Genomic DNA, 14,043 nt, shown 5'->3' with positions numbered 1-14,043 from the left:
AATGCTATAATGGGGGGAGATTTGTAAAAGAGAGTGATACATAGTGAAAAATAAGAAACAGCCCGTTGTCATATTAGTCGGACCAACGGCAGTGGGGAAAACCAATTTAAGCATACAGCTTGCTAAGGCTTTGAACGCGGAAATTATCAGCGGAGACTCCATGCAGGTTTATAAAGGAATGGACATCGGAACAGCTAAAATCTCTGAACAGGAGACAGAAGGTGTGCCTCATCATCTGATTGACATTCTAGATCCGGCAGATTCGTTTTCCACCGCGGATTATCAAGGCTTGGTCAGAAATAAAATCAGCGAAATTGCAAACAGAGGAAAGCTTCCGATGATTGTCGGCGGTACGGGGCTTTACATTCAATCCGTCCTTTACGATTATACATTTACGGAAGAGGCGAACGATCCGGCGTTTCGGGAAGAAATGCAGAAGGCTGCGGTGCAGAAGGGGGCGGAATTCCTTCACGCTAAGCTGGCTGCGGCTGATCCGGAGGCAGCAAAAGCGATTCATCCGAATAATACAAGAAGAGTGATTCGCGCACTGGAGATTTTACATACATCTGGTAAAACGATGTCGCAGCATTTAAAAGAGCAAAAGCGGGAGCTGCTGTACAATGCTGTATTAATCGGGCTTACAATGGACAGAGACACGCTTTATGAAAGAATTAATCAGCGGGTCGACCTGATGATGGAAGCCGGACTTCTTCCGGAAGTGAAACAGCTCTACGACCGAAAATTGAGAGACTGTCAATCGATACAGGCGATCGGCTACAAGGAGCTGTACGCATATTTTGACGGATTTGTGACACTTTTTGAGGCTGTCGAGCAATTAAAGCAAAACTCCAGACGGTATGCGAAACGCCAGCTGACGTGGTTTCGCAACAAAATGCCGATTGAGTGGTTCGATATGACACCGCCTGTTGATATGGAGCTGAAAAAAAAGGAAATTTTCACACATATAGCAGGAAAACTGCAACTTTAATCGAAACTGTATGATATAGAGAATCAAGGAGGACGAAACATGAAACCGATTAATATTCAGGATCAGTTTTTGAATCAAATCCGCAAAGAAAATACGTATGTCACTGTTTTTTTACTGAACGGCTTTCAATTGCGCGGCCAGGTGAAAGGCTTTGATAACTTTACCGTATTGCTAGAATCGGAAGGTAAGCAGCAGCTTATATATAAACATGCGATCTCGACTTTTGCACCGCAAAAAAACGTCCAGCTTGAATTAGAATAGACTATCCAAAGATAAAACGAAATAGAAGAACCTCGGGCTTTCAGCCCGAGGTTTTTTGTGTCGCAGAAGCTCCTTTAGAGATTACAAAAAATATAGGAATTTGGTTATTTGTGTAAATTTTATATTAAGGTACAATGATTTGTGATTATGCTGGAAAGGGGAGAGGAAAATGATTCACAAACAAAAACGTGCCGTATCATGCGGCCTGGTGGTTTTGTTAACACTGCTGTTTGTAGCGCTGCCGGTATCTAAAACTTGGGCTGCAAGCATAAACGGCACGCTGATGCAGTACTTTGAATGGTACCTGCCTAATGACGGACAACATTGGAAACGTTTGCAAGAAGATGCGGGGCATTTATCTGAGATCGGAATCACTGCTGTATGGATTCCTCCTGCATACAAAGGAACGAGTCAATCTGACAATGGATATGGCCCATATGATTTGTACGATTTAGGAGAATTTCAGCAAAAAGGGACGGTGAGGACAAAATACGGCACAAAGCATGAGCTTCAGTCAGCGATCAGCTCCCTGCATTCGCAAAACATCCAAGTATACGGTGATGTCGTTTTGAATCATAAGGCGGGCGCGGATGCAACGGAAGATGTAAGAGCGGTCGAAGTGAATCCGAACGATAGGAATCAGGAAATATCAGGAGAGTATCAAATAAAAGCATGGACAGGCTTTTATTACCCAGGCCGCGGAAGCACGTACAGCGATTTTAAGTGGCATTGGTATCATTTCGACGGAGCAGATTGGGACGAATCCCGAAAGCTGAACCGCATCTATAAATTTCAAGGGGATGGAAAGGCATGGGATTGGGAAGTATCCAGGGAAAAGGGCAACTACGATTATTTGATGTATGCAGACGTCGACTATGATCATCCGGATGTTGTTGCAGAAACAAAAAGATGGGGTACCTGGTATGCGAACGAGCTTCAACTCGACGGTTTTCGGCTCGACGCTGTTAAACACATTAAATTTTCGTTTCTGAGTGATTGGGTAAAGGCAGTCAGGCAATCAACAGGAAAGGAAATGTTTACAGTTGCAGAGTATTGGCAAAATGACCTGAACGAGCTTGAAAACTATTTGAATAAAACTGATTTTAAGCAATCCGTTTTTGATGTCCCGCTTCATTATCATTTGCAGGCTGCATCCTCACAAGGGGGCGGCTATGATATGAGACATTTGCTGGATGGCACTGTCGTAGCGAAGCATCCTATGCAAGCGGTAACCTTTGTGGAAAATCATGATACACAGCCGGGGCAATCTTTGGAGTCGACTGTACAAACATGGTTTAAGCCGCTCGCGTATGCCTTTATATTAACGAGAGAGACTGGTTACCCGCAGGTTTTCTATGGAGATATGTATGGAACAAAGGGTTCATCGTCAAGGGAAATTCCGTCGCTCAAAAATAAAATAGAACCCATTTTGAAAGCACGTAAACTTTATGCATACGGGACCCAGCATGATTATTTTGATCATGAGGATGTGATTGGCTGGACGAGGGAAGGTGATCAATCCGCCGCCCAATCAGGATTGGCCGCTTTAATCACAGACGGTCCCGGCGGGTCAAAGAGGATGTACGTCGGGAAGCAAAATGCCGGCGAGACATGGTATGACATCACTGGGAACCGCTCCGCTCCTGTTACGATTGGTTCTGATGGATGGGGAGAGTTTCATGTAAATGGGGGTTCAGTATCTATTTATGTACAGAAGTAAGAAATAGAGGGGCTGAGAAACTAGCACAGCAGCCTCTCTTGTTTATTTAATCTTGCGTGGTCTACTTGATAATGAGAACATAAAAAGGGGTGAAATGTATATAATGTAAAAAATTTGAATGTTAGGGGAGTTAACGAATGTTTTCTGAATTCGAAGCAGAGTTAAGACGAATCAGAATTGTACTTGTCTGGATTGCTGTGCTCTTATTGTTTGGTGCGTGCGGGAGAGATGAAACAGTGATTGAAACAGATAGCGGAGAATCTTATGAAACGCCCCAGCCAAGCTCATTTCCGCTCGAAAATAACCATTTTGGAATTGTAAATGACAACAATATAGAAATTTATGAGTATAATGAGGCTGATAACAAGGTAAAGCTTAAAAAAGAGTATCCATCTGATGAGCTTGAATAAAATTCACAAGCATGGAATTTTACAAAGCAGACGCAGGCCGCTAAACTGAATACTGACACAGAACATACAGAGGGTGAAATGATGAAACATAAGATTATTGTCAATCACTGGGAAGAAATCTGTGAAGACGATTCCTGCTATGAATATGGAACGAGTATTATTGTTAATGGAAAAGAATTAATCAGAGAAGCCTCAATTATAAGCGCATTGAAGGCAGTTTTAGAAGAAATTGGCGCTGACGCAGAAATAGAAGAAACTGTCGAAAGCGAAAAATGCTGTGACAGTATAAGAAAAAAAAATCTAGACTACTAAGCAGTTTTTTTTCGTGTTATGATATACATCGGCTTAAAAACGACACTTCGAGTAGGATGAGAGATGATTCTCGTTCTGCTCTCTTTTTTGGGCCCTGATGAGGGTGCCAGAGAGAAAATATGAATTTTTCATTAAAACGAATCTATATATTGTGTTTTTGTCAGAGGGTAGTATACTATATATAGTGTTAGTGGTTGAGAGATTCATATTTTTTGATAGGTCGTGATAAAACGTGGTACAAATCATATTTGATTCGAAAACAGGGAATGTTCAGCGGTTTGTGAATAAAACAGGCTTTCAGCAGATACGCAAGGTGGACGAAATGGACCACGTGGACACTCCGTTTGTTTTGGTCACCTACACGACAAACTTCGGTCAGGTACCGGCATCAACACAATCATTTCTCGAAAAATACGCCCATCTCTTATTAGCAGTCGCTGCGAGCGGCAACAAAGTATGGGGCGATAACTTTGCAAAAAGCGCTGATACCATTTCAAGACAATATCAGGTGCCGATTTTGCACAAATTTGAACTCAGCGGCACATCTAAAGACGTTGAATTGTTTACTCAGGAGGTAGAAAGAGTTGTCACAAAATCAAGTGCCAAAATGGATCCAGTTAAATAACGAAATCATGATCCAAAAAGATGGAAAATTCCAGTTTGATAAGGATAAAGAGGCTGTACATAGCTATTTTGTAGACTATATCAATCAAAACACAGTGTACTTTCACGATTTAAAAGAGAAACTGGATTATTTGATTGAAAATCAATACTACGAAGAGGAGTTCTTAAGCCTTTATTCTTTTGAAGACATTAAAGAAGTGTTTAAGACAGCTTACGCAAAGAAGTTTCGTTTTCCTTCCTTCATGAGTGCGTTTAAATTCTATAATGACTATGCTTTGAAAACGAATGACAAGAAAAGAATCCTCGAGCGTTATGAGGACCGGATCTCAATTGTTGCGCTGTTCTTTGCAAACGGCGACACTGAGAAAGCAAAGGAATATGTGCACCTGATGATCAATCAGGAATATCAGCCGAGCACACCGACATTTTTGAATGCCGGCAGAAAACGCCGCGGCGAACTTGTGAGCTGCTTCTTGCTCGAAGTCAATGATTCTTTAAACGACATTTCAAGAGCGATCGATATTTCCATGCAGCTTTCTAAACTGGGCGGCGGGGTTTCTCTTAACCTGTCCAAGCTTCGCGCAAAAGGTGAAGCCATCAAAGATGTTGAGAATGCCACAAAAGGCGTTGTAGGTGTCATGAAGCTTCTTGATAACGCGTTCCGATATGCTGACCAAATGGGACAAAGACAAGGATCTGGCGCGGCGTATTTAAACATTTTCCATCGCGATATCAATGATTTTCTCGATACGAAAAAGATTTCTGCCGACGAGGATGTGCGCGTCAAGACACTTTCTATCGGTGTAGTCATTCCGGACAAGTTCGTTGAGCTTGCGCGTGAGGACAAAGCGGCTTATGTATTCTATCCGCATACCATCTATAAAGAGTACGGACAGCACATGGACGAAATGGACATGAATGAAATGTACGACAAGTTTGTCGACAACCCTCGGGTGAAAAAAGAGAAAATCAACCCGCGGAAATTGCTTGAAAAACTGGCGGTGCTTCGTTCTGAATCAGGCTATCCATACATCATGTTCCAGGATAATGTCAACAAAGTACATGCGAATAACCATATTTCAAAGGTGAAATTTTCTAACCTTTGCTCCGAAGTGCTGCAGGCATCTCAGGTTTCTTCTTACACAGACTACGATGTAGAAGATGAAATCGGTTTGGATATTTCCTGCAACCTGGGATCGCTTAACATTCTCAACGTGATGGAGCACAAATCGATCGAAAAGACTGTTAAGCTTGCGACTGATTCTTTAACTCACGTATCTGAAACGACTGATATCCGTAATGCGCCTGCTGTAAGACGGGCAAACAAAGCGATGAAATCAATCGGTCTCGGCGCGATGAACCTTCACGGATACCTTGCGCAAAACGGCATCGCGTATGAAAGTCCAGAAGCGCGCGACTTTGCGAACACATTCTTTATGATGGTGAACTTCTACTCTATCCAGCGTTCTGCGGAGATCGCAAAAGAGAAGGGCGAGACGTTTGATCAATATGAAGGATCAACCTATGCAACTGGTGAATATTTCGATAAGTACGTTTCAACTGATTTCTCACCGAAATACGAAAAAATCGCAAATCTGTTTGAAGGTATGCATATCCCGACGACAGAAGACTGGGAGCAATTAAAAGCATTTGTCGCTGAACACGGCATGTATCACAGCTACAGATTATGCATTGCGCCGACAGGCTCGATTTCATACGTCCAATCAAGCACGGCATCTGTCATGCCGATTATGGAACGGATTGAAGAAAGAACATACGGCAACTCAAAAACGTACTACCCAATGCCTGGGCTTGCATCTAATAACTGGTTCTTCTACAAAGAAGCCTATGATATGGATATGTTCAAAGTCGTAGATATGATCGCGACAATCCAACAGCACGTTGATCAGGGAATCAGCTTTACATTGTTCCTAAAAGATACAATGACGACTCGTGATTTAAACCGGATTGATTTGTATGCACATCACAGAGGAATTAAAACCATTTACTATGCAAGAACGAAAGATACTGGGCAAGACAGCTGCCTTTCTTGTGTTGTTTGATTAAAGGAGAGTTTATAGTGACGAAAATTTATGACGCAGCAAACTGGTCAAAGCATGAAGACGACTTTACCCAAATGTTCTATAACCAAAATGTGAAACAGTTCTGGCTTCCGGAAGAGATTGCTTTAAACGGCGATCTCCTCACATGGAAGTACCTCGGGAAAAACGAGCAAGACACGTATATGAAGGTACTGGCCGGATTGACTCTTCTTGATACAGAGCAGGGAAATACAGGAATGCCGATCGTGGCTGAACACGTAGACGGCCACCAGCGGAAAGCCGTGCTGAATTTTATGGCGATGATGGAGAACGCCGTTCACGCAAAATCGTACTCTAATATTTTCATGACACTGGCACCGACTGAAACGATTAATGAAGTATTCGAATGGGTCAAACAAAACAAATTTTTGCAGAAAAAAGCGCAAATCATCGTCGGACTCTACAAAGCGATTAAAAAAGATGACGAGATTTCACTGTTCAAAGCCATGGTTGCATCTGTGTATTTAGAAAGCTTCCTATTCTACAGCGGTTTCTATTATCCGTTATATTTCTACGGACAAGGAAAACTGATGCAAAGCGGTGAAATCATCAACCTGATCCTTCGTGATGAAGCGATTCACGGTGTTTATGTCGGACTTCTCGCTCAAGAAATTTACAATAAGCAGACAGAAGAGACAAAGGCAGAACTTCGCGAATTTGCCATTGACCTTTTGAATGAGCTTTATGAGAATGAGCTTGAGTATACCGAGGACTTATATGACCAAGTCGGACTCTCACACGATGTCAAGAAGTTCATCCGCTATAATGCGAATAAAGCGCTGATGAACCTGGGATTTGATGCGTACTTTGAAGAGGAAGATATTAATCCGATCGTTTTAAACGGATTAAATACAAAAACAAAATCACATGACTTCTTCTCCATGAAGGGGAACGGGTACAAAAAGGCGACCGTTGAGCCGATCAAAGACGACGACTTTTTCTTTGATGATGAAAAAGAGCAGATATAATATCTGCTCTTTTCGGCTTGAAGGTTGAAATAGGAGGACGCAGTAATCATGGGAAAAATGGACGAGATCATTTTGGTCGCTCCGCGCGATGAAGTGTTTAAAAAAGAAAAATTGACTTTTCAAGGCGTAAACAGTGAAGATGCCCGAGTAGCAGAAATTATGGCTCAAATTGAGGCGACCTATCGTGAAATGAGAAGGGGAGACGCCGAAGAAGATCCTCATTATAAGCAGCCGATTCCTTATGTCGTCATTAAACGCGAGGATGAAGTTTTTCTCTATGAGCGGCTGGCTGGCGGCGGAGAATCACGTCTTCACAATAAGCTTTCTCTTGGCTTTGGCGGCCATATGAATCATATTGAAGGAGCTGCTTCCTTTGCCGAGGTCTTAAAGCTGAACACAGATCGGGAGCTTGATGAAGAACTGCAAATCGAAGAAGAGGATAAGCAGGCTATTATCACATTAGGTTTGATCAATGATGATGACAACAGTGTCGGTAAAGTGCATATCGGTATTCTATCTGCGCTTCAATTAAAGCCCGGCTCACATGTGGAAGTCAAAGAGAAAGAGCAAATCGCGGGTAAATGGATGAAAATTTCGGAACTAAAACAAACAGACATTTATAACCGACTGGAAACATGGTCGCAATTTGTGGTTGATATTCTTGAATAAAAAAACCCGGTTTCTCATGAAGAGGAACCGGGTTTTTTTTATCAGGCATGCTCGTCTGCAATAATATTATGACTCTTGGATGACCACAGCGTCAAACCCGGCTTTATCTGCTCTGGCGGCAAGGGCGTCAGCATTATCTTTGGAGGAAAATGCGCCGATCTGCACCTTATATAATCCGTCCTTCAAGAGCACAATGGCGTCAAAGCCCTTAGAGCCTGCGCTGCTTGCAAGATTGTCCGCATTTGCTTTGACCTTAAAAGCGCCAATTTGAACCTTATATAATCCTGAGTCGGATGTCTTTTGAAGGCTGAAGGCTTGCTCCAACCCGTTTGCATGTCCTCTTGCCAAGCTATGAATAAAGCTGCTCGTTTTAAGCTTGTTCGCATCTGTAATCGTATCAATAAAACCGTTTTCCGTAAGCAGGGCAGGCATTGAGGATTCCCTTAATACGTGGAAGTTTGCTGTTTTTTTGCCGCGGTCGGAAAAGTCGACAGCTTGTATGACTTCAGAGTGAATCTCCGATTGATAAGTCGTTGTCGGTGCTCCGACTCCAGGATAAATGTAGCTTTCGAAACCTGTTCCGCCCCCGGCATTAATGTGAATGGATAAAAAGAAATCTGCTCCCCAGTTATTTGCAGCATTTATCCGGTCGCTTAGGCTGACATATTGGTCGCTTGTCCGGCTCAGCAGCACAGTGACACCCTCATACTCATTCGTCAATATCGTGCGTAAAGCTAAAGCGATTTGCAGGGTTAACGTTTTTTCTTGAAGACCATTGCCTGTTGCGCCTGGGTCGGACCCGCCATGACCTGGATCAATAAAAATTTTAACCATTCTCCATCACCTCATTACAGGATATGAAAAAAGACGGCGTCTGCTTGTACGATTATCATCCGGCTGAAAAATGAGGAAATAACCCCTGTTACACGTAAAATTATTTCTCGGGAAAGCGCACAAATCAACAGGATGCGACAGGAAGGTTGCTAAAAGTCTGCTTTTTTTACACAGCTATGGTGCGATCCTCCATTTCGGGATTCTTTGCTGTTAAAGGCGAGATACCAAGTGCCGGACAAAGATTATAAGGAAAGAATGAGTGATTTTATTTCGATGTTAGACAAGGAAGGTTTCTTAGACACACCGGTCGAATGAAAAGGGAAGCTGTAGCTGCTTTTTATACCGACAATCGGTTTAGGATATCGTTGCGAAAAGTGGAATACAGCAATTCCTTCATCACGTAAATACTGAGGATAAAATGACGATTCTCTCACCTCTCATCAATTGATGATATGAATGTTTATGTAGGTGAGGGAGAAATCAAATCGACGGATCAAAAGAAAAGCTGTCACAATTGACGAACAGTAAGAGAAGCTTAGCTGTTGAAGTAAACGCTGTTATGCAGACTGGAACACTTTCAAGTCAACCTACTGAAGTGAAAAGGGAACACGTTATACTTTCATATATCTGATGATTCACAAATTCATCAGCTCATCACAAGCATATCTGCCGCAATATACTGTTTTACAAATAAAAATAACAGAGGAAGCATCGAGAATATACTGACGGAGGTTTATACATCGAAGAAATATCACCTTCAAAGCTGTGTGTTCTAACAAATTTGCTGAAAATAAAATCTCTTGGTTTGTCCACCCTGTGTCCGTGAATACAATAAGAAATAAAGTATTTCTCGGGAAAGCGCAGGATTCCCCATTGTTCCCGAAAAAAAGCATTTGTTTCGACACATGATAGGCGTTTGTCACATAAGGCATACGCTTGAATATCATATAGAGAGAATTGAGAGGTGAAAATGTTGGAGCGCGCTGTGACTTATAAAAACAACGGACAGATCAACATTATTCTTAACGGACAAAAGCAGGTGCTGACAAATGCTGAGGCAGAAGCGGAGTACCAAGCCGCTTTGCAAAAAAACGAAGCTAAGCACGGCATTTTGAAGGAAATAGAAAAAGAGATGAACACACTGGTTGGAATGGAGGAAATGAAACGGAACATTAAGGAAATATACGCATGGATTTTTGTCAATCAAAAACGTGCGGAGCAAGGCTTAAAGGTGGGAAAGCAAGCGCTTCATATGATGTTTAAAGGGAATCCGGGAACTGGAAAAACGACAGTTGCACGGCTTATCGGCCGGCTGTTCTTTGAAATGAACGTACTGTCTAAAGGTCACCTGATCGAAGCGGAACGTGCTGACTTGGTCGGGGAATACATTGGCCACACCGCCCAAAAGACGAGGGATTTAATCAAAAAGTCATTAGGCGGCATATTATTTATAGACGAAGCCTATTCTCTTGCAAGAGGCGGCGAAAAGGATTTTGGGAAAGAAGCGATTGACACGCTCGTGAAGCACATGGAAGACAAACAGCATGAATTCATTTTAATTCTTGCCGGATATTCACGGGAAATGGAGCATTTTTTATCATTGAATCCCGGTCTCCAATCCAGATTTCCCATCTCCATCGACTTTCCGGATTATTCCGTCAATCAGCTTATGGAAATTGCGAAACGAATGATCGCAGAACGGGAATACCAGCTCAGTCAGGAAGCTGAATGGAAATTAAAGGATTATTTAATGACAATCAAAAGCACAACAAGTCCCATTAAATTCAGCAATGGCCGTTTTGTCAGAAATGTCATTGAAAAATCGATCAGAGCGCAAGCCATGAGACTTCTAATGGGCGACCAATACTTAAAAAGCGATTTGATGACCATTAAAAGCCAAGATCTTTCAATAAAAGAAGACGCTGCTGGCTCGGTATAGACCTCTTGCTGTGAGAGGTCTTTTTTCTAATGTATTTCTTGCTTTTCGCAGGAATCGTTTTGTGGTATACACATGCAGGGTTTGGTATGATAATACTACTGCCCAATATGCAAAAGAAAGGAACATCCATTTGAACGAACAAGAGACATTACAGGAAAAGGCCATTTTAGTCGGATGTCAGCTGCCGCATATCACAGATGAGCATTTTGAAAATTCCATGGAAGAGCTTGCATCACTCACAAAAACAGCAGAAGGAACGGTATTGACCAGCGTCACGCAAAAAAGAAACCGGGCTGACGCAGCTACATATATAGGGAAAGGGAAGGTTGAAGAGCTGAAGGCGCTCGTTGAAGAGCTTGAAGCCGATCTCCTTATTTTTAATGATGAACTGTCACCAAGTCAGCTAAAGTCCTTGGCAACTGCGATTGAAGTGAAAATCATCGACCGCACGCAATTGATATTAGATATTTTCGCGAAAAGAGCAAGAACACGGGAAGGAAAGCTTCAAATTGAGCTGGCGCAGCTGCAGTATGCGCTCCCGCGTCTGACGGGACAGGGGATCAACCTTTCCCGGCAAGGCGGAGGGATCGGCGCGAGAGGACCGGGGGAAACAAAACTGGAGACCGACCGCCGCCATATTAGAAATCGCATTCACGAAATTAACACGCAGTTATCCGCCGTCATTCGCCATAGAAGCCGCTACCGTGAAAGAAGAAAGAAAAACGGTGTGCTGCAAATCGCTCTTGTCGGGTATACGAACGCGGGGAAATCAACGTGGTTTAACCGCCTGACAAGCGCTGACAGCTATGAAGAAGACCTTCTGTTCGCCACACTGGATCCTATGACCAGAAAAATGGTGCTGCCAAGCGGCTACAGCGTGCTCCTATCAGATACGGTCGGATTTATCCAAGATCTTCCGACGACCCTGATCGCTGCATTCCGCTCAACGCTTGAAGAAGTAAAAGAAGCGGATGTGATTCTGCATCTGATTGATTCCTCAAATGAGGATTACGCAGGGCACGAAAAAACGGTGCTTCGCTTGCTGGAAGAGCTTGAAGCAGATGATATCCCGGTGCTGACGGCTTACAATAAACACGATCAAAAGCAGCCTGACTTTATCCCGTCCGTTGGGAAGAATCATATCATGGTCAGTGCGAGATTTGAGGAGGATACTGAAAAGTTTAAAGAAGCCATCCAGCGTTATTTGCGCCAAGAGCTGCTAACGCCTTTTGAAGCGCAGGTACCGGCAGGTGAAGGCAAGCTTCTCTCCAGAATCAAATCCGAAACGATGGTTGACCGTTTTTATTTTAATGAAGAAAACGAACAGTACGACATATCAGGATATGTACAAGAAGAGCAAAGCATCATCGGTGAATTGAAGAAGTATATGTAAGAAGGGAATACAAGGACATGTTCGAAACTTTAACACACGGAGATTTATTAAAAAAAACAGCAATGGAAGTGGAGTCGGAAATTGCCGCCGCTCATAAACAAATAGAAGAAATCAGTGAACGCAATGAATGGAGAGTGCTTCAAAGCTATAGAAAACACAAGGTCAGCGACACTCATTTTACGCCGTCTACAGGATACGGCTATGATGACATCGGAAGGGACACACTTGAAAGCATTTATGCAGATGTGTTTGGAGGGGAAGCTGGGCTTGTCAGGCCCCAAATTATATCCGGCACACATGCGATTTCCATTGCTTTATTCGGTGTCCTCAGACCGGGGGACGAGCTGCTTTATATCACAGGCAAGCCGTATGATACGTTAGAAGAAATTGTCGGCGTCAGAGGCGGAGAAAATTCTGGATCGCTAAAGGATTTCCAAATCGGCTACAATGCGGTTGACCTGACTGAAGACGGAAAAGTAGATTACGATGCTGTCGCTGCAGCTATCAATCCGAAGACAAAGGTGATCGGCATTCAGCGCTCAAAAGGATATGCCAATCGTCCTTCTTTCTTAATTAGTGAAATTAAAGAAATGATCCGTTTTGTAAAGGAAATCAATGAAAACCTTATTGTTTTTGTGGACAACTGTTATGGAGAATTTGTAGAAGAGCTTGAACCTTGTCATGTAGGCGCTGATCTCATGGCGGGATCTCTTATCAAAAATCCGGGAGGCGGTCTAGCCAAAACAGGCGGGTACCTCGTTGGGAAATCTGAATGGATCGAGGCTTGTTCATATCGTATGACTTCACCGGGCATCGGCCGGGAAGCCGGAGCGTCGCTTTACTCGCTCCAGGAAATGTACCAAGGTTTCTTTTTGGCACCTCATGTTGTATCTCAAAGCTTAAAGGGAGCGGTGTTTACAGCCAGATTTCTTGAAAAACTGGGGTTCACATCTAACCCGAGCTGGGACGCGAAAAGAACAGACTTAATTCAATCTGTAGAGTTCTCCGACAGAGAAAAGATGATTGCCTTTTGTCAGGCGATTCAATATGCGTCGCCTATCAATGCTCACGTAACTCCGTATCCGAGCTACATGCCCGGATACGAGGACGATGTGATTATGGCAGCGGGCACATTTATACAAGGAGCAAGCATTGAATTATCAGCTGATGGCCCTATCCGCCCTCCGTATGTAGCGTATGTTCAGGGAGGATTAACCTATGCGCACGTGAAAAATGCCATATGCAGTGCAGTGGATTCTTTAATGGATAAGAAATTAATTTGAATAGTTTCAAATTTTCACTGAATTTCATGTTAAGAATCCTTACATGTTGTTGACACAAAATATAACATCACCTATAATGAAACTAAGTTAAGAAAAGGAGGAAATTGAGATGAGTGATAATATTCGCCGCTCAATGCCTTTATTTCCAATAGGAATTGTCATGCAGTTGACCGAATTATCAGCAAGACAAATTCGGTATTATGAGGAAAATGGACTGATATTTCCAGCTAGAAGCGAAGGAAATAGACGATTATTCTCATTTCACGATGTAGATAAACTGTTAGAAATTAAACACCTGATTGAACAAGGTGTAAATATGGCAGGAATTAAACAAATTCTGGCGAAAGCATCGGCCGAGCCGGAACAGAAACAAAATGAAAAGACAAAGAAACCAATGAAACATGATCTGTCTGATGACGAACTGAGACAGCTCCTGAAAAACGAGCTTATGCAAGCCGGCCGGTTCCAAAGAGGAAATACATTCCGTCAAGGCGACATGTCTCGCTTCTTTCATTAATCCGTTAGCAACTGTTTTGCTAT

Annotated in this window: 14 protein-coding genes; 13 read left to right on the top strand and 1 reads right to left on the bottom strand. The window is 42.8% G+C overall.

Annotated elements, in window-relative coordinates; translation table 11 throughout:
• The first annotated feature begins 43 nt into the window (after positions 1 to 43).
• From miaA to V6D42_RS05685, 9 genes are all read left to right on the top strand, one after another.
• Positions 44 to 988, top strand: coding sequence for a tRNA (adenosine(37)-N6)-dimethylallyltransferase MiaA (gene miaA / locus V6D42_RS05725; RefSeq protein ID WP_326328573.1), 945 nt, complete (start codon positions 44 to 46; stop codon positions 986 to 988).
• Between the two features lie 39 nt (positions 989 to 1,027).
• On the top strand, positions 1,028 to 1,249 hold the full coding sequence (gene hfq, locus V6D42_RS05720) for an RNA chaperone Hfq (protein ID WP_003221097.1): 222 nt from the start codon (positions 1,028 to 1,030) through the stop codon (positions 1,247 to 1,249).
• Between the two features lie 169 nt (positions 1,250 to 1,418).
• Positions 1,419 to 2,969 (top strand): alpha-amylase, encoded by a 1,551-nt coding sequence (gene amyS / locus V6D42_RS05715; protein ID WP_333512641.1) that lies wholly within the window; start codon positions 1,419 to 1,421, stop codon positions 2,967 to 2,969.
• A 137-nt stretch (positions 2,970 to 3,106) separates the two neighbouring features.
• On the top strand, positions 3,107 to 3,379 hold the full coding sequence (locus tag V6D42_RS05710; protein WP_333512640.1) for a YmzC family protein: 273 nt from the start codon (positions 3,107 to 3,109) through the stop codon (positions 3,377 to 3,379).
• Between the two features lie 81 nt (positions 3,380 to 3,460).
• Complete coding sequence (locus tag V6D42_RS05705; RefSeq protein ID WP_024121497.1) at positions 3,461 to 3,691, top strand: hypothetical protein; 231 nt, start codon at positions 3,461 to 3,463, stop codon at positions 3,689 to 3,691.
• A gap of 232 nt (positions 3,692 to 3,923) precedes the next feature.
• On the top strand, positions 3,924 to 4,316 hold the full coding sequence (gene nrdI, locus V6D42_RS05700; protein WP_333512639.1) for a class Ib ribonucleoside-diphosphate reductase assembly flavoprotein NrdI: 393 nt from the start codon (positions 3,924 to 3,926) through the stop codon (positions 4,314 to 4,316).
• Positions 4,276 to 6,378 (top strand): class 1b ribonucleoside-diphosphate reductase subunit alpha, encoded by a 2,103-nt coding sequence (gene nrdE / locus V6D42_RS05695; RefSeq protein ID WP_333512638.1) that lies wholly within the window; start codon positions 4,276 to 4,278, stop codon positions 6,376 to 6,378. The genes nrdI and nrdE overlap by 41 nt, the downstream gene beginning before the upstream one ends.
• A gap of 17 nt (positions 6,379 to 6,395) precedes the next feature.
• Positions 6,396 to 7,385 (top strand): class 1b ribonucleoside-diphosphate reductase subunit beta, encoded by a 990-nt coding sequence (gene nrdF, locus V6D42_RS05690; protein ID WP_010334338.1) that lies wholly within the window; start codon positions 6,396 to 6,398, stop codon positions 7,383 to 7,385.
• 48 nt (positions 7,386 to 7,433) lie between these two features.
• Positions 7,434 to 8,054: a hypothetical protein gene (locus V6D42_RS05685; RefSeq protein ID WP_010334339.1), complete on the top strand. Its 621-nt coding sequence runs from the start codon at positions 7,434 to 7,436 to the stop codon at positions 8,052 to 8,054.
• A 66-nt stretch (positions 8,055 to 8,120) separates the two neighbouring features.
• Here the strand turns inward: V6D42_RS05685 and V6D42_RS05680 are convergent, their stop codons facing one another.
• Complete coding sequence (locus V6D42_RS05680) at positions 8,121 to 8,888, bottom strand: N-acetylmuramoyl-L-alanine amidase (protein WP_333512637.1); 768 nt, start codon at positions 8,886 to 8,888, stop codon at positions 8,121 to 8,123.
• Between the two features lie 970 nt (positions 8,889 to 9,858).
• Here V6D42_RS05680 and spoVK point away from each other — a divergent pair.
• From spoVK to glnR, 4 genes are all read left to right on the top strand, one after another.
• On the top strand, positions 9,859 to 10,827 hold the full coding sequence (gene spoVK / locus V6D42_RS05675) for a stage V sporulation protein K (RefSeq protein WP_333512636.1): 969 nt from the start codon (positions 9,859 to 9,861) through the stop codon (positions 10,825 to 10,827).
• Between the two features lie 130 nt (positions 10,828 to 10,957).
• Positions 10,958 to 12,220: a GTPase HflX gene (hflX, locus tag V6D42_RS05670; RefSeq protein WP_333512635.1), complete on the top strand. Its 1,263-nt coding sequence runs from the start codon at positions 10,958 to 10,960 to the stop codon at positions 12,218 to 12,220.
• Between the two features lie 17 nt (positions 12,221 to 12,237).
• On the top strand, positions 12,238 to 13,503 hold the full coding sequence (locus tag V6D42_RS05665) for a methionine gamma-lyase family protein (RefSeq protein ID WP_333512634.1): 1,266 nt from the start codon (positions 12,238 to 12,240) through the stop codon (positions 13,501 to 13,503).
• Between the two features lie 109 nt (positions 13,504 to 13,612).
• Positions 13,613 to 14,020, top strand: coding sequence for a transcriptional repressor GlnR (gene glnR / locus V6D42_RS05660; RefSeq protein ID WP_010334345.1), 408 nt, complete (start codon positions 13,613 to 13,615; stop codon positions 14,018 to 14,020).
• Positions 14,021 to 14,043 lie beyond the last annotated feature (23 nt).

Source organism: Bacillus sp. 0909A (assembly GCF_036765115.1).
Lineage (GTDB): Bacteria > Bacillota > Bacilli > Bacillales > Bacillaceae > Bacillus > Bacillus mojavensis.
This window is presented reverse-complemented; position numbering and strand designations above follow the sequence as displayed.